Source organism: Microvirga yunnanensis (genome assembly GCF_025460875.1).
In genome coordinates this window covers 18866-34778 of record NZ_JAMXFI010000080.1, presented here as the reverse complement: position 1 = coordinate 34778, position 15913 = coordinate 18866, and the positions used below count along the sequence as shown (strand labels likewise).

At 56.9% G+C, this 15913-nt stretch carries 14 protein-coding genes; 5 read left to right on the top strand and 9 right to left on the bottom strand.

Annotated features, from left to right (window positions below):
* Positions 1-116 precede the first annotated feature (116 nt).
* Genes nodJ through NF876_RS29335 form a run of 7 tightly spaced genes read right to left on the bottom strand, consistent with a single transcriptional unit; the run spans position 117 to position 6788 of the window.
* Positions 117-905, bottom strand: coding sequence for an ABC transporter permease (nodJ, locus tag NF876_RS29365; RefSeq protein WP_210805448.1), 789 nt, complete (start codon positions 903-905; stop codon positions 117-119).
* Positions 906-908: 3 nt separating this feature from the next.
* Positions 909-1823: a nodulation factor ABC transporter ATP-binding protein NodI gene (gene nodI, locus NF876_RS29360; protein ID WP_210805446.1), complete on the bottom strand. Its 915-nt coding sequence runs from the start codon at positions 1821-1823 to the stop codon at positions 909-911.
* 20 nt (positions 1824-1843) lie between these two features.
* The gene (gene nodU / locus NF876_RS29355) at positions 1844-3535 is read right to left on the bottom strand and encodes a nodulation protein NodU (protein ID WP_210805444.1); all 1692 of its coding nucleotides are present in this window, start codon (positions 3533-3535) and stop codon (positions 1844-1846) included.
* Between the two features lie 30 nt (positions 3536-3565).
* Positions 3566-4174 carry a nodulation methyltransferase NodS gene (gene nodS / locus NF876_RS29350; protein ID WP_162820782.1) on the bottom strand — a complete coding sequence of 203 codons (609 nt, stop codon included), beginning with the start codon at positions 4172-4174 and terminating at the stop codon, positions 3566-3568.
* A 34-nt stretch (positions 4175-4208) separates the two neighbouring features.
* Entirely contained in the window at positions 4209-5540 is a 1332-nt protein-coding gene (nodC, locus tag NF876_RS29345) for a chitooligosaccharide synthase NodC (protein ID WP_262271830.1), read from the bottom strand.
* Between the two features lie 13 nt (positions 5541-5553).
* Entirely contained in the window at positions 5554-6201 is a 648-nt protein-coding gene (gene nodB, locus NF876_RS29340; RefSeq protein WP_210805440.1) for a chitooligosaccharide deacetylase NodB, read from the bottom strand.
* Positions 6198-6788 carry a NodA family N-acyltransferase gene (locus tag NF876_RS29335; protein ID WP_114948358.1) on the bottom strand — a complete coding sequence of 197 codons (591 nt, stop codon included), beginning with the start codon at positions 6786-6788 and terminating at the stop codon, positions 6198-6200. Before NF876_RS29335 ends, nodB begins: the two co-directional genes overlap by 4 nt.
* Before the next feature lie 891 nt (positions 6789-7679).
* Here NF876_RS29335 and NF876_RS29330 point away from each other — a divergent pair.
* Both NF876_RS29330 and NF876_RS29325 read left to right on the top strand, forming a co-directional pair.
* Positions 7680-8105, top strand: coding sequence for an ATP-binding protein (locus NF876_RS29330; RefSeq protein ID WP_210805438.1), 426 nt, complete (start codon positions 7680-7682; stop codon positions 8103-8105).
* Positions 8102-9472, top strand: a complete 1371-nt coding sequence (locus NF876_RS29325) for a sigma-54-dependent transcriptional regulator (RefSeq protein WP_210805436.1) — start codon at positions 8102-8104, stop codon at positions 9470-9472. Before NF876_RS29330 ends, NF876_RS29325 begins: the two co-directional genes overlap by 4 nt.
* Before the next feature lie 625 nt (positions 9473-10097).
* Here the strand turns inward: NF876_RS29325 and NF876_RS29320 are convergent.
* Positions 10098-10655, bottom strand: a complete 558-nt coding sequence (locus tag NF876_RS29320; RefSeq protein WP_262271831.1) for a transposase — start codon at positions 10653-10655, stop codon at positions 10098-10100.
* Positions 10656-10669: 14 nt separating this feature from the next.
* A complete protein-coding gene (locus NF876_RS29315) occupies positions 10670-11212 on the bottom strand; it encodes a helix-turn-helix domain-containing protein (RefSeq protein WP_210807012.1) in 543 nt (180 codons plus the stop codon).
* Positions 11213-11812: 600 nt separating this feature from the next.
* Here NF876_RS29315 and NF876_RS29305 point away from each other — a divergent pair.
* The 3 genes from NF876_RS29305 (at position 11813) to gmd (ending at position 15594) form a co-directional block, all read left to right on the top strand.
* Positions 11813-12793 (top strand): nodulation protein NodZ, encoded by a 981-nt coding sequence (locus tag NF876_RS29305; RefSeq protein WP_247654297.1) that lies wholly within the window; start codon positions 11813-11815, stop codon positions 12791-12793.
* A 279-nt stretch (positions 12794-13072) separates the two neighbouring features.
* A complete protein-coding gene (gene fcl / locus NF876_RS29300; protein WP_210807014.1) occupies positions 13073-14059 on the top strand; it encodes a GDP-L-fucose synthase in 987 nt (328 codons plus the stop codon).
* Between the two features lie 464 nt (positions 14060-14523).
* Positions 14524-15594 (top strand): GDP-mannose 4,6-dehydratase, encoded by a 1071-nt coding sequence (gene gmd / locus NF876_RS29295; RefSeq protein ID WP_210807039.1) that lies wholly within the window; start codon positions 14524-14526, stop codon positions 15592-15594.
* Positions 15595-15913 lie beyond the last annotated feature (319 nt).

Sequence of the window (15913 nt, the reverse complement as noted above, 5' to 3'; positions counted from 1 at the left end):
CTGGCCAAGGACTACGAACGCCTGGTCGAGACCGGCGAGATGCTGCTTTACCTCGCCATGAGCCGCATTCTGCTGCGCCGCCTCACGCGAAAGGAAAGATAATTGCTCATCAGCCTCTAAGACATTAGGCGTCGCCGAAGTAACGCAGTCGATATGAAGAAGGGCATTACGCCAAAAAGGACTAGGACCCCAAGATGGAACATCACGTCGGCGACTGGCCGACCGAACATTGCTGGACGAACCAGGTCGATTGAATGTGCTAACGGCAAGAAAGCCACCACCTGCTGAACATTAGCGGGCAACTGAGTTACCGGGAAGACAGCACCGGACAAGAACAGCATCGGTGTGAGGATCAGGGTCTGATAAAAGATGAAATACTCATAGTTGGGCGCGATTGCCGCAACGATCATTGCCAGACTCGCAAAGGCGATCCCCGTGAGAGCGATCACCGGCACGACATAGAGAATGGATGACCACACTGCATACCCCAGAATGGCTGCGACAGTTGCAATCGCAGTTCCGGCCAAAAGTGCCTTAGTCGCTGCCCAGACAAGTTCCCCGATCACTATGTCGCCGAGGGTCAATTGCGTGTACAAGATCGCCTGCCAGCTCCGTTGATCGCGCATGCGCGCGAAGGCCGCATAGATGGTTTCGAATGTAGACGCCGTCATTGCGCTTGTCGCGACCATACCAGTCGCTAGGAACGCAATGTATGACATTCCTTCGACTCGTCCGACCATCACGCTAAGACCGGTTCCGAGACCAAAAAGATAGATCATCGGATCCCCGAGACTACCGAGAATTGACACAAGCGCAGCTTTCTTCCACGCAATGTAATTGCGGCGCCACACTGCAGTCCAGTTCAACCAGTTCGCGGGCAGAACTGCCACATAACTTTCCCACATGTTTCAATCCTTCATCTCTCGCCCAGTCAGTCGTAAAAAAACATCCTCGAGGTTGGGGGGGCGCTGTAGAAGACGCAGATCCGAAAGCTCCCGTAGTTGTAGTCGCACCTGATCGGGAGTGGAGGAATAACAAAAGAGCGTTTCCCCACTTACCTCGATGCGTTGCGCGCATCCATTCATTAGCGCCTGCAATTCATAAGGATTGCCACCGCTGACCTCAATGACCTGGCAGCCAATCTGCTCGTCGATCAACGCTTGGGGCCGCCCTTCGGCAATCTTGCGTCCTTCTTCGAGAACGCATAGCCGGTCGCATAGCCGCTCTGCCTCCTCCATAAAGTGAGTAGTAAGTAGGATAGTCTTGCCGCGTCCCAACAGAGAGCGCAGCCGCTCCCAAATCAGGTGACGGGCGTGAGGGTCGAGACCGGTGGTGGGCTCGTCCAATATGAGTAGTTGGGGATCGTTGATGAGGGCGCGTGCCAGCATTAGGCGCCGTCGCATACCGCCTGAAAGCTCCGCGGCCCGGGCGTCCGCCTTACCCTCAAGTCTGGCAAACTCCAGGAGTGACGGGATGACGGCTTCGATCTGACGGGTGCTCATGTTGAAGTAGCGCCCAAAGACCAACAGGTTCTCTCGCACTGTGAATTCCTGATCGAGGTCGTCGAACTGTGGAACCACCCCAATGCCAGCGCGCGCCAAACGAGCCTGCGCAGGCACTGGGGCGCCAAGCACCGTGATCTTACCTACGTCGGGCGGCGTCATACCGAGGACCATACGCGTAATGGTGCTTTTGCCGGCGCCATTCGGCCCAAGCAGCCCGAAGCATTCTCCCGCTTTGACGAAGAACGAGAACCGATCAACAACAGTCCGGCCATTGTAGGCTTTCGTTACGTCAACCAAACTAATTGCTGTCGCGGTCATGTGCTTGCCGAAAAGCCTTCCTACGCCACCAAGGACACATCGGTTCCGCTTGTCTTTGTAAACAACAAGCCATCGCACCAAACGTAGCTTACTTGTCCCCACTCACATGCCGCTGCGGCGTCCGGGAAAAAACCACGCCCGTGATAGTTGGCGCTCGTGTTGCACAGAAGAGGAATCCCCGTAAGACTTTCATATTCAGCTAAGAGTTTCGAAACTTCGTGCTCCGCGTTTCTCGAAATGGTTTGAAGTCGCGCAGTTCCATCAAGGTGTACTACGGCTGGGATCCTCTCTCGCCATTCATGGCGTGTTGTATGATCAAAGAGCATGAACGGATCGGGGGTGCCTGGGGCGAAGATCTCCTGTGCGCGGTCCTCCAGGCAAATTGGCGCTACAGGTCGGAAATCCTCGCGATACTTCACGGCGTTGAGGTGCTCCTTCATTTGCGATGAAGTCGCCGCGGCAAGGATGCTTCTGCCCCCTAGCGCCCGTGGCCCGAGTTCAGCGCGGCCAGCAAGAAAAACAACCGGCTCGTTAGATGCCAGTATTCTGGCGAGTTCGGCCAAGCTGCATCGAGCCGTTTTCCAACCCGGAGGGATCTCGCTGTTCTTCAGTTTTGGGCCACTGTAAACTGACCAATCGAGCGGAGAGAGACCACCGTCAACGGCAAGTGCGCAGCAGGCGGCGCCAATAGCCGATCCGCTGTCGTTAGGGAATGGGGGAACCCAGACTGAGTCAAATAGGCCACTGGCTCGCAGTGCGCTATTCCATTTGATATTGAGGCCGCACCCGCCGGCCACGCACAAGTTTCGTGATCCAAATTGCGACTGCGTCTGTAGAGTGCTAGTCAACTCCTCAACAAGAAGGCGCTCAACGAAGACATGAAACGATGCAAGGACATCTTCGGAACTCTCGCACTGTAATCGAGACTCGCTTGCATCGAAATAGCCATTTACACGTGCAAGCAATTCGTCTGCGTTATGGGTGTTTTCTCGATAACTGACCGCAAGCGACGTTTCTCCAGCGAAATGTTCGTCGTAGAGTTCCCGAAACACGCTAACGATGTTCTCCCGAGCCGCGCCAAGCGCAATGTAGGCCATTAGCTTTCCGGCGACACCCAAGTCCCAGCCAGTTGAGTTTGCCCTCTTGTACGGCCCGAAGTGATGGCCCGCAACGGCATACGCATGGCCTATCATCGGGAAGAGGCACTTGATCAGTCGAGTTCCTTTTGGATCCACATAGTAGAGCCTAGGAAATATGCAGCCGTCCCAAACCAAACAAAGCGAAGGTTCCCCAGTTTTGGCAAACGGACTGGTGCAGTACGCGGAGACTACGTGTCCTATGACGTGCGGAAAGCTCTTGTAAGAAAGAATCGAGCCGCTGAGCGCCAGTCCTGAGCTCTCATGTGGCTTTAAGGGGTTCTCTGGACACCGTTCGACGTAGGGAGCTCCCCTGAGAGTAATAGGAGCACCTTCGCTGAACACTTGGAACTCTGACTCAACTTCTCCGTCCCACCCGTCGATGACGAACTGGTCAACGTCCCCTATGCTCAAACCATGATCGTTCAAGATTTGGACAATCCCGTCGAGGTGTTCAATGGGTTTATAACGAGGATTGTTGTTGCGCTTCTCTTCCTCAATGCAGAAGATGAGTTTCCCGTCCTCGACGAGGGCGACTGCTCCGTCGTGCGTCAGTTTGATTCCACAGATGCGCATAAGATCTCCATATCTGACAAGGTAGTCGGATCAGCGAGAAACCGGGTGGCGATAACGGGTAAGCAAGCAGTCTTCGTTATTGGATCGGCCAACGCATCGTAAACGATCGACTTGGACGAGTTCCTGATCAAGGATCGTCATGACGGTCTCGGCGCCAGCCACGTGTCCCCATCGTCGGCAGTTTGCATCCCCCGCCGACCCGAATATTAAATGACCCGATGGCGCGAGCATCTTTGCCAGGTTGCGGACGGCTGCTCGCATGTCAGAGACGCTGTTGAGATAGTAGAGCACCTCAGCTACAACAATCAGGTCAAATACTTCTCGCGTCGAGAACCGGAGGATGTCGCAGGTTATCCAGGAGATATTCGGCGGGTCCTTCAGGCGATGCCGGGTTCGGTCGAGCGCGTGGGGCACCACATCAACTACGGTGAGTTTCTGACAATGCGGCGCAAGCATTTCAGTGAACGCACCAGCTGCACAGCCAACTTCAAGCCCATTCTCGATTGTTTCCTGCGCCACCGCCAGCCGCAGCATTTGCCTATGTCGCTCCCGCTCGAATGGATTGCTATCAAGCCGCCATGGGTCGTCTGCGGCTAGTTCATCATGCAGCAACTGATAAGGCTTCTCGTCGTCCAACATCCCGTGCCTCCTGCCGCCCACCCTTCGACTGATGTTAGGTTTGCCCGCCCTCAGCCTCCCCGTCAGTCCCAACATCCAAAGCTGGCCAAAGCTTCGGGCGTTCCCAAGGATCCTGACCCGTTGGTAGGGTTTGAGGTGACGGTGCTTCAGCACCCCGGGCCGCGCTTTGAGAGACTGACGCGCGAGAGAGCCAAGCACTGTTGCTTAGCGTACACAGCGCATAAGCTTTCAGGGGGAGGATGAGGAAAAGGTTAATTGGCGTGTGAGCGGCAAAACCTAAGAACCGAAACTGGCGAGCACGAAGCGCAGCCACACTGCACCGGATAATCGTCATGAACGTTAGAAGGGCAATCGTCAGCCACGGCACCCTGGCTGCCATTGCGACCTGTGCGATGCCCATCAATATTGATACGGCAAGAAGCAGCGGCCCTAGGTTCTGCCCGATCACGTCCAACGTGAGATAGCGGTCGAGGCTTCGCAGCAGGCGCAGTGCTTGGAACGTGTCGCGGAAGGTACTGCGCGCCCAGCGTAGCTGTTGTCGCAGATAGGGCGCGAGCCGCTCTGGCACGACTGTAGCGGCAATGGCGTCGGCGGCATACTCGGTCTGAAAACCAGCTTTAAGCATTAGGATTGTGAGATGGCGGTCCTCGCCGAAATCGCTTGGCTTGCCTCTAAACAGCTGCGTCTCATACTGGTCGAGCAGCAAAAGCAGTGCAGATCGGCGGTACATAGCGCACGGACCACAACAGCACATCACCGCACCAAAGCGCGCCTGCGCCGCGCGCTCCTCGTTGCACGCAAGCCAGTATTCCATGTCGATCAATCGGGTCAGCCATGTGTGGCTGCGATTTCTGGCCACGAGTTGTCCCATTACGGCGCCCACGGACGGATCCCGCATTTTCTGAACGAGCTTTGTGATCACGTCGGGCGCAAGTGTGGTGTCTGAGTCGACATTCAGCAGCAAGTCACCGGATGAGCGGCGAATCGCGGCGATCTGCGCCTTTCGCTTTCCGGCATTGCTTGGGAGAATAATTAAATTGAATCGTGGATCCCTGGCATTTGCGATGTATACCCGCGCGAGATCCTCGTGGTTTGCAGAACCATCATCCACCACGTAAAACTGCAGTTGTCCGGTATAATCTTGATTTGCGATAGACGAGAGGCATGCTGCGAGGACACCCGGATCTTCATTGAAGCAGGGTACAATCACATCGACGCTAGGTAGTCCATCTAAAGCGACGTTCGTGGGTGGGACAACGAGAGATCTCGCAGGGGGCGCATACAATGCCTGCATCCCTTTATAGACGCCCGCAAGAAGCGCATACGATGAAATGGTCACTGTGCCGGCTGTGCCAAGTAGGTCCATGCGATACCGTCCGTTAGTTGTGCTGGGAGAGCAATCGGAGAGCAAAGCCACGGTCATGCAGTCCGGTAATGATATGAGAAAGTGCCATCAGCGTTTGGTCGCGGAGGCTCGAAAGCTTCTGTTGCGCGAGCTCGTTGGGGGGGCACCCATCGTGCAACAGCACGATGTCGCCGGGCTGAGCTGAAGCCAGCACCGCATCAGCGATTACGTTAACACCAGGACGGGACCAGTCTCTCGGATCTACGGACCAATGTACGGCTTTTAGTCCCGCGCGCGCCGAGATGCTTAGTACGTCCTCAGTCCAGAGCCCATATGGAGCTCGCATATATTTGGGTCCGGCCTGGGGACAGGCAGCCTTGATCGCTCTGCTTGTTTCTATGATTTGATGTTCAACTTCCTCCGGTCCACATGTCGTTAGATCCGGATGCGTCATCGTATGGTTACCAACCTCGTGCCCTTCGGCAAACATACGCCGGATAAGTTCTGGATGGTCCGCAGCATAGGCGCCGATGACGAAGAAGGTCGCGGGTACGCGTCGTTCCGCTAGAACATCGAGGATCTCAGGCGTGCATATTGGGTTCGGCCCATCGTCAAACGTCAGATAGACGCTACGGTCGCGACCGTGGCCCAACACGTTGCAAATGCAATCCTGTTGTCTCATAGCTCTGGGCCATTACGATCGATCAGAGTGCCGGAGGGCCATTCGTCCATCGAGCACGCTATCGGAAAAACGACGACGAGCGGGTCTTCAAGTCGCGTGGTCTCCAGATCGGGATAGACCTCTGCTTGAGTAGAGCGAACGAGGACCCCGGGGAGGACGGTCGCGATGCCGCCGCGGCACAGTCTTTCCACGTGTCTGTGCAGCGCGTATCGAACCGTGCCGAATCCAAAGGGCACTCCGAGCCGCTTCAACTCCGGATACATGGTAAACATCGAATGAGAAAGCCCAAGGCCTTCGAGGTCGGCACGGACGCCCCACAACCCCAGCTCCCCCACTAGGAGATCAACGGCCCCGACTTTGATGAATCGTCGCAACAGGCCCATGTGTGCTGCAATGCCACGCGAGTCGTAGCCAATCACCCGCATTTCGGGCCGCGCTCCGGCCCAGCTGCGCCCACCTTCGAAGGGCTGCGCGTTGAACGCGCCCGTCGGGCCGTAAGTATCACGAAAGAATGCAGAAAGTGCTGAGTGATCTTCGACTTGCAGTTCACTTTCCCAGCAAAGTTTCCATCGCACGTCAGGGGGCATTGTATCTCTCTACGTCGCCTAGTGTTGTGGGAGCCCGATGCATAAAGCTTGCAGCATCAGAAAAGCCATTTGTTAAATTCATGCAGCAATCACCGCACGCCGTGAAATCGATTGTTTGGATGAAACGCATCCATCCCTTGGATCGAGGGTGCCTGCGAGCGCGTTTGACGGGGGATGGATGCCCGCGGTGTTGTCACATTTACTCCGTGGTCGAAACCAGGCGGGTAGATGGGCTGGCATGAGCAGGTTCGTCAGCTAGAAACGCCATCACTTCCCACGCGAGATAGACATCGGCTGGGTACGGCTCTCCTTCGGGCCCCAATAAGCCGCCGGCGCGTCGAAGAGTTGCTACACAAGCGTGCATCGCCGTCTGCTATGAGACCTTCTGCCGGTGGGCGCTAACGTTCGTTCCTCCTTAAGTCCCACTGCTCTGCCGTTGGTACCCACCTTCAGCGCCTCAGCAGCATGGCGCGGCGGAGGTTGGGCGTGGGAGTTTCGACACGAGGCAGGCAAATCATCGTAACCGCGCCAGCGCCCCCGGTTTCAGCTAACGTGGTGTCGTGGCTGGCGCCCACCACCAGCGTCAAACGTGCCAAGTTAGGCATGTTGAAGAACAGGACAGGAGCCACTCATGATGTTGGAGATCGCCACGAGGGGTTCTGGTACTAGAAAGAATGTCTCGCAGTTGCGCGGGGCCGACAGGAGCGGGAAGATCGTCTGACGCAAATCGCTGCGTCGTAGCCAGGCTCCGAGGTTCTTTGGAACCATATCCCGTTGCCGGATCGGATTGGAGGCTTGCGCGACCGCTCACCAATGGGTGCGCACGCTGATAGCCTCCGGTCACGATGTTCGCCCCATCCTTCCTGCTTACGTCAAACCCTATCAGAAGAGGTGATCGATGACACGCTGTCACTCGTGTCTCACCGAATTCGCGGTTCCCGGGTGTTCGTTGAACGAAAGCCGGCCGCCTCGTCTCCGATGGTGATGACAAGTCGCCTCCAGTTGGCGCAGAGCCTCGTCAATCTTCTTCAGAATGCACTCAGCGCCTTGGAGGCACAGCCGGAGCCTCTGGTCGAAATCGCGCTCGCCGAGATGGGAGAAGTAGTCGCTATGTCCGATCGGGATGTCGGTCCCAGCCTCGCCCTCAACATCTGCCGGAACCTAGGCATACCGTTTGCTATCGACAAAGAAAACGGCCTCGGTGTTCGCCTGGTCATTTCGAAAGGGATCACACGGGGACTCGGTGGCTCATTGCGTCGCGATGCAAACCATGAGAAAGGGGCTTCGTTCACGGTCGAGCTGAGGCGTGCGGGATGAGTGCTGAAAAAAGACCGGTCATATTTGTGGATGATAACGAGGACCTGCTACGGGCAACCAGGCAGATGCTGGAGCTTGCCAACTTCGTACCGATCCTTTTCCGCTCAGCCGAGTCAGCGCTCGCCACAATAGATAAGAACTTCGAAGGGCCTATAGTGAGCGACATTCGCATGCCTGGAATCGACGGGCTCCAGCTCTTCGAACGGGTGAAGAGGATCGATCCGAGTATTCCGGTCGTCCTCATCACCGGACATGGCGACGTTGGATTGGCTGTCGCCGCGATCAAGGATGGCGCATACGATTTCATTGCGAAGCCATATGCGGCGGAGCGACTATTAGAGACACTGCACCGTGCTTCGGAGAAGCGGCACTTGGTTCTGGAAACCAGACGGCTACAGGACGCGGTCGTCCTATCCGCTGGTGATATGCCGCTCATCGGGAATGGGCCGGCCATGAAGCGGCTGCGCGAGACGCTCAGCCAAATTGCCGATACTAATGTAGACGTCCTCGTGGAAGGAGAAACAGGGACCGGCAAAGAGGTAGTCGCCGAGTTGCTGCACCAATGGAGCAAGCGGCGTACGAAGCCCTTTGTCGCACTAAATTGCGGCGCGCTACCAGAAAGTGTCTTCGAAAGCGAGCTTTTTGGACACGAGGCAGGCGCTTTCACAGGAGCGCGGAAGCGCCGGATTGGCAGAATGGAGCATTCAGACGGTGGGACGCTTTTCCTCGATGAAATTGAGTCTATGCCGCCCGCGCTTCAAGTGAAGTTGCTCAGAGTACTCGAAACCCGGCAGATTGCGCCGCTCGGCACCAATGAAACCCGAAGGATCAACCTTCGTGTTGTCGCTGCGACGAAGATCGATCTCGGCAATCCATTGATCCGCAAAGATTTCAGGGAGGACCTCTACTACCGCTTGAACGTCGTGACGTTACACATTCCACCACTTCGCGAACGTCCGGAAGATGTTCTGGCACTTTTCGGCCATTTCCTCGAGCGCGCGTCCAAACGTTTCGGTCGTCCAGTGCCGGAGATGACCGCGACCGTGCGTGACCATCTCATGGGCCACAATTGGCCGGGCAATGTTCGCGAACTCGTTCATTTCGCTGACCGCGTCGTCCTAGGGCTCGAGCCGACACAGAAAACCTCGGTTGTATCAGGTCAAAGAAGTGGGACTGCACCAACCCTAAGTCTTGCTGAAAGGGTGCGCCGCTACGAGGCAACCGTAATTCGTGAAGCCTTACAGGAACATCGCGGCGATATGCAACAAGTAATGGAAAGACTTCGAATTCCGCGTAAAACTTTCTACGATAAATTGAAACGTCACGGAATAGACTCGGCCTCTTATCGTGAGAATCGGGAGTATTAAAAACTTCCCCGAACCCGCACTGTGCGGAAACACTGACATAATGAGTTGGCGCCAGCGCGTCGGATTAGTTAAGCCGCTTGCACCGATCCCTACGCTATGTTCCCTCCGCCTTTAACTATTGTCCTTGAAACATGCCTGCTCGTCCGACGCGCCAGCGGCAATATGGCATTTCCGGCCAGGTACTTTGTTCTCGTTTCGGGGCTGCAGCTCGCTGCGGTTGTAACATAGTTCCGTTTGCATGATCACCGACAAGTAGTTTCGACGATGCTGGATCCGCTAGTGGAGCAGTACCATCCGAAAGGTGAGACACGGCTGCAGGACCTGCGGCGGACCATTGGGGCCATTCCCTGGTAGCCTGGGAGGAGTGCCAAGTGGCGGGCCGCCCAGCTGAACTGGGCTCAGGGTAGCGGGCAGCTCAGACGGCCACACATTGGGCGCAGCTGGGGGTCTGGGAGCGTGTGCCCATCAGATGGAGGAGCGCGGCATCCAGCTCGGAATGACGTTCCTCGACGGCACCAGCGTGCCCGCATCAGAAGATCGCCAGCGCGCCGAAAACCGGGCTCAAGCTTGATGAGACCGTCGTAAAGCACTTGGCCGCCTGATCCTAAGTGGTGCATCCGGTAAGTCATGCCGCCCTCGGCAGGAGGGCGATTCCGGGTGAGCGGCGGGGCCGATGGCGGCGGCGCTGACCCCAGACAAAGGGATGGCGGTGCGCGTTCCAGTAGATCGTAGAGTAGTGGATCGCATCGCTGATTTCGTCCCATGTCTCGAACCGCCGGCCTGCCAATGCAAGCGAGCGCAGGATCTTCCACCACGGCTCGATCAGGTTGAGGTAGGCTGCATACTTGGGTTGGAACACCATCTCCCAGCGTGGATGGGCCAGCAGGAACAGCAGCACGTCGGTCGTGCGGTGGGAGCCGAGGTTGTCCATGATCGCGTACACCCGCTCGGTCGTGCTCGGGATCCAGGTCTCAACGTGCTCCAGGAAGTCGACCCAGTGGGCACCGCCGCGACCAGGATAGGGATGCGTGAAGGCTTCACCGGTTGCCGGACAAAACGCCCCGAAGACATAGCCCTTGGCGCGCCGGCCGTAGTCGATCTCCTGTCGGGCTCGCTCGGCCGGTCGCGTGTTTGTCTGCACCAGCGCACGACCCGCGTAGCTCTTGGCGCTCACCGGTCCCATCTCGTCCAGGCAGATCACACAACTGCCCGCAGGTGGCTTGGTATAGAGCGTTTCGATCGCCCCCTTTTTTCGGCGAAGGCCGGATCGACCCGCTCGCCGAACCAGGTCTCGTGCTTGTGCCAGCGCAAGCCCTCGTGAAGCAGGATCTCGTCGATCCGACTGCGCTGCATCGCAATTCCTTTGTGCTCATGCAGGTAAGCGGCCAACCGATCCAAGGTCCAGGCGGCAAACGGCAGCCCGAGGGTCTCTGGCTTCGTGAGCGCCGTGGCGTTGACGGTGGCCATCTGCTCGGGTGTGTAGGTGGGTCGGCGGCCTGAGCGGTATCGGTCCTTGAGCGCGTCCAGTCCTTCCGCATTGAAGCGGCGGATGGGCTTGCGCACGGTCTCACCATCAAGGCCCACGCGAGCTGCAATCGCCGAGGCGCTCTCGCCATGACTGGCACGCCAGATGATCTGAGCGCGTTGCACACTCTGGGCCGAAGCGGTGTGTGAGTGGGCCAGGCGCTTGACGGTCGCGAACTCGTCAGCGGTTAAGTCCCGTAAGCAGACTGGTGCCATGGATCGCCTCCGCTATGGGATCAGCGGGAGACGCCATTATACCCCTCTACCTGCCGGATGCACCACTAAGTGTCGAAGGGCTCGTTGGAGGCGCGGCACCAAGGCTCGCATGGTCGCCGAGTTCTCGGATACGCCATTGCCTTCCGGATCCTGCCCGGTCAGGCGAAAGAGTTGCCACAGGCAGCCGCTTTGCCAGACAGAGCCTACCATCTGTCCCAACGTAGGTCGTCGAAGACCGCGGCTGCACCAGCCATGCCCATCGTGCCTATGTCTGGAGCAGGGGGGCGTCCGGCGATTCCACCGCAGCACCGTGAGGCGCCGCTCGCCTGTCCAGACGGAATCCAAAGGGCGGGTCTCGAAGCGTCAGCACGGACCTCCTCCGCGTCCGTCTGTATTGGCTTCATGGATGAGTGCTATCCAAACAATGAATTTTACCAATGCCACTGCCATGTCTAGAAAAGGTTGAATTGTAGTGGAGGCGAGTGCTGCAGGATCCGACGCCACCAACTCGACCGGCGCTGTGGTTAATCGATGACCCATCGGGTGCCCACGCTCAGTCCAACTCGCCTCCTTGAACTCCGAAAACCGGGCGACCGCAAAATGCCTGTTTCGCATCGCATTAAGAACCGGTTCGTCGTCTCTCGGAGACGCACCGGATTTGGTGACTGCATATGGTCGCTCGCGGCCGCATGGCAGTACGCTCAGCGCACGGGGCGAACGCTCGTTGTTGACTGGCGCGGGTCGTGCTATCTTGATCGACCCTTTGCGAACGCATTTCCGGTGTTCTTCGAGCCGATCAAAGACATCGCTGGCGTACCGGTTATTTGCGACGATCAGGTCAACCAGTTCTCATTCCCGGGGCCGTTCTTCCCGGACTGGTGGAATAAGTCATCCATCGATTGTCTTTACCGCCCCGATGCGCAGATTTTCCAAGAACGCGATGAACTCGGCGATCTTTTTCAGACCCAAGACGATGTTGCCGCCAACACAGTTATCTGTGACGCCTGTTTGATGTGGCGTTGCGACGAGGAAGCCGAGCGGCAGGTTTTTCGGAGCATCAAACCTCGATCCGAAATCCAGAGTCGCATCACGGCCGTCCATCAGGAAAGCTTTGTAGGGTATAGCGTCATTGGCGTTCATGTTCGTCATGGCAACGGCGAAGACATTATGGGCCATGCACCCTATTGGGCCGACCCGGAGCTGGCAGTGCGCCAAGTGTGCGAAGCCATTAACAAGGCCACAGCATTACTTCACCCAAAACCCATCCGGATATTCTTGTCTACGGACAGCGCGCAGGTAGTGACTCACTTGTCTAGCGTCTTTCCCGACCTCATCACCGTCCCCAAGAATTTTCGACCTCATCAGGCTGGCCCGCTACACAGCCCGGAGCTTGGCGTTGACGGCGGCATTTCCGCTCTCGTTGAGATGTATCTTCTCGGGCACTGTGACACTGTCATTCGCTTTCCGCCGACAAGCGCTTTTACACGCTATGCACGCCTTTCTGTCCCGCGAGTGATTGAGTTCGACGTGCAAGATCCGAGCCGTTTGATCCTGATCGAGGGAGAGACGAGATGCCTCTAGCACTCACAAGGCGCTCTGCCTCCCCCATACTCCACATGCCGCAAGCATCGAGAAGTTCTCAGTTAGTGTATGCGGGCTCAGGGATGCTGGACAAGTGGCTGCCCCACCCTCAGGTATTCAGGCGCAACGAGCTCGGCAGCCCTTCTATGGGAAGCACCCGGCGCCACGCATCTGCCCTGCCCGAAGCGGGATTGTCGTTTCTAGCGCACGCGGCCGGAACGACTTGGTGCTTTCAGGATGCCATCAAACGTTTCAAAAGTGACAATTAGGAAACTCGGTATGACGTCAGACCCAAGCACGGCAGTAAGCCTGGAGGCTCCGTACCCGCTAGTCGGAAAGCGAGTATGGGTCGCAGGACATACAGGTATGGTCGGAAGCGCTGTAACCCGAGCGCTCACCACCGAGGGCTGCGAGATCGTCGTGGCCGACAGGCGGAAGCTGGATCTGACGCGGCAAGAGGAGGTCCGGCATTTCCTGTCACAATCAAAGCCACATGCGGTTATTATGGCGGCGGCGAAGGTGGGCGGCATCCTAGCGAACGACACTGCGCCTGCCGACTTCATCTATCAGAACCTGATGATTGAGGCCAACGTGATCGAAGCCTCATTTAGATATGGCGTTGAGAAGCTCCTCTTCCTCGGATCGAGTTGCATCTACCCGAAGTTCGCTTCGCAGCCCATTAAAGAAGAGGCGCTACTGAGTGGTCCACTTGAGCCAACCAACCAATGGTATGCAACTGCAAAAATTGCAGGCATTAAGCTGTGTCAGGCCTTCCGCATGCAGTATGGCGTTGACTTTATCTCAGCCATGCCGACGAACCTCTATGGTCCTCGTGATAACTATGACCTTATGGCCAGCCATGTCGTGCCCGCGCTGATACGCAAAGCACACGACGCAAAGACTAGAAACCTCGATCGCATGACTATATGGGGCAGTGGAACGCCTCGCCGGGAATTCCTGTACAGTGAAGACTGTGCCGATGCAGTGGTCTTCCTACTTAAGCATTACTCCGAAGCCGAGCACATAAATATCGGATTCGGCAGCGACATGACCATTATTGAACTCGCCCGTCTCATCTGCAACGTTGTTGGCTTCAAAGGTGACATAGGTCTCGATAGATCCAAACCAGATGGGACGCCACGAAAGCTCTTGTCCAGCGAGAAATTATTATCCATGGGGTGGCGCCCAAAAACATCCTTCGAGGTTGGTCTGGCTAGATCCTACGAGTGGTTTATCAGCAATGTGCTCGATAAAGAGGGCCACTAATCGGGTCGGAGTCAGCTCTTTCCGAGACTGCCACGGCGCGCCCTTCGAACTCGCGACGACATGCCATGACCCGTAAGGATGAACGGTTACCGGGTGGGCTCCTCGAGTCCACTACTGAAATAGAAACTGCTGCGAAGTGTCGTTCCGCGAGAGCACTCCGATGTTGGGCGCTATGACCCAGCGGTTGGCATTCACACCTTGTCGGCCGTGTCAAATCGACTTCGGGAAACCACCACCACGCCTGAGAAGCACATACAGGTGGCCTCACATGGGATTGCGCCTCGACGCCCTTTGTGTCGCCGGTGCCAGATCGAGCAAGCCTTTGCAGTTGAGCGTAGGCTCTCAAAGGAGCAGAGTCCAGGACCGCGCGCGTGACCATGAACGCAAATCCGTTCTCCGGAATTGTCCAAGACCACCGCACCAAGCCCCCTGAAGGCCGAATTTATCAAACAGAGGCAAACGTTATGGCGCACAAGACCGCTCTCATCACTGGAGCTACAGGGCAGGATGGCGCTTACCTATCGGAATTGTTGCTCACGAAGGACTATATTGTCCACGGGACCAAGCGGCGTTCGTCGTCCTTCAACACAGAGAGGATCGACCACCTCTATGAGGATCCGCACCTGCGGGGAGGGCGGTTCTTCCTCCACTACGGGGACATGACAGACTCTACGAACCTTATCCGAATTATTCAGGACGTTCAGCCGGACGAGATTTACAACCTGGCAGCGCAGAGTCATGTTCAAGTCTCGTTCGAGACGCCCGAGTACACCGCCAATGCGGATGGGGTCGGTGCTCTGCGGGTGCTCGAGGCAATCCGAATTCTTAAACTTCAGGACAAGACACGCTTCTATCAAGCTTCAACGTCGGAGCTCTACGGCAAGGTTCAAGCAGTGCCGCAATCGGAGACTACGCCCTTCTATCCGCGTTCACCCTATGGCGCAGCAAAGCTTTACAGTTACTGGATTACCGTAAACTACCGTGAAGCCTACGGCATGCATGCGTCGAACGGGATCCTCTTCAACCATGAAAGTCCGATTCGGGGTGAGACTTTCGTCACGCGCAAAATTACACGGGCGGTAGCCGCAATCAAATACGGATCCCAGAAGACGCTTTATCTTGGAAATCTTGATGCGAAGCGCGATTGGGGTCACGCCCGTGACTATGTCGAGGGTATGTGGCAGATCGTGCAGTATCCGGAACCAGGTGACTACGTGCTTGCTACCGGTGAAACGCACTCGGTACGCGAGTTCGTCGAGAAGGCGTTTGCCTGCGTTGGAACGACTATTGAGTGGCGGGGCACCGGAGTAGCCGAAAAAGGTATCGATTGCGGATCAGGTGAAGTCTTGGTTGCGATCGACCCGCGCTACTTTAGGCCGACGGAGGTCGATCTTCTGATCGGCGACCCATCGAAGGCAAAGCACGTTCTTGGATGGCAGCACCGTACCCGGTTCGAGGACCTTGTACAGGAGATGGTCGACCAGGATCTTCAGAGGGTTTTCAGAGAGCACAACCGAAAGAGCCGGCATGATTAAGCTTGCCTTTGGCGAGGCAACCGGCGTACCAGAGTATATGCATCCGGCATTGCCGGAAGACCACCGGTAATTTGGACGTTTTGCACCTGTGCCGGGGCACGAACAAACCCGCCTCGCACCGGACTTGCCGCCTCGCGCCCGCAAAAGAAGCCGCGAAAGCCAGTCAGGCTTTGTCGTGCCAGTTGCCGGTCCCAACGCCGGTCGAGCGCACCGGCCTTTGATAGCTGCTATCGCTGTGGGTAAATGATTGCAGGATGACAGCTCGAAAGCATCCAAGCAAAGATAGAGAACGCCGCCGGCATTTGGGGAACATTGCCTA

Coding starts and splice junctions, on each gene's coding strand:
- nodI (WP_210805446.1), bottom strand. CDS start 1,823: ATGACCGCGACAGCAATTAGTTTGGTTGACGTAACGAAAGCCTACAAT.
- NF876_RS29305 (WP_247654297.1), top strand. CDS start 11,813: ATGCCTGTTTCGCATCGCATTAAGAACCGGTTCGTCGTCTCTCGGAGA.
- nodC (WP_262271830.1), bottom strand. CDS start 5,540: ATGGACCTACTTGGCACAGCCGGCACAGTGACCATTTCATCGTATGCG.
- fcl (WP_210807014.1), top strand. CDS start 13,073: ATGACGTCAGACCCAAGCACGGCAGTAAGCCTGGAGGCTCCGTACCCG.
- NF876_RS29315 (WP_210807012.1), bottom strand. CDS start 11,212: ATGGCACCAGTCTGCTTACGGGACTTAACCGCTGACGAGTTCGCGACC.
- NF876_RS29320 (WP_262271831.1), bottom strand. CDS start 10,655: ATGGGACCGGTGAGCGCCAAGAGCTACGCGGGTCGTGCGCTGGTGCAG.
- NF876_RS29335 (WP_114948358.1), bottom strand. CDS start 6,788: ATGCCCCCTGACGTGCGATGGAAACTTTGCTGGGAAAGTGAACTGCAA.
- NF876_RS29325 (WP_210805436.1), top strand. CDS start 8,102: ATGAGTGCTGAAAAAAGACCGGTCATATTTGTGGATGATAACGAGGAC.
- nodU (WP_210805444.1), bottom strand. CDS start 3,535: ATGCGCATCTGTGGAATCAAACTGACGCACGACGGAGCAGTCGCCCTC.
- gmd (WP_210807039.1), top strand. CDS start 14,524: ATGGCGCACAAGACCGCTCTCATCACTGGAGCTACAGGGCAGGATGGC.
- nodJ (WP_210805448.1), bottom strand. CDS start 905: ATGTGGGAAAGTTATGTGGCAGTTCTGCCCGCGAACTGGTTGAACTGG.
- nodB (WP_210805440.1), bottom strand. CDS start 6,201: ATGAGACAACAGGATTGCATTTGCAACGTGTTGGGCCACGGTCGCGAC.
- nodS (WP_162820782.1), bottom strand. CDS start 4,174: ATGTTGGACGACGAGAAGCCTTATCAGTTGCTGCATGATGAACTAGCC.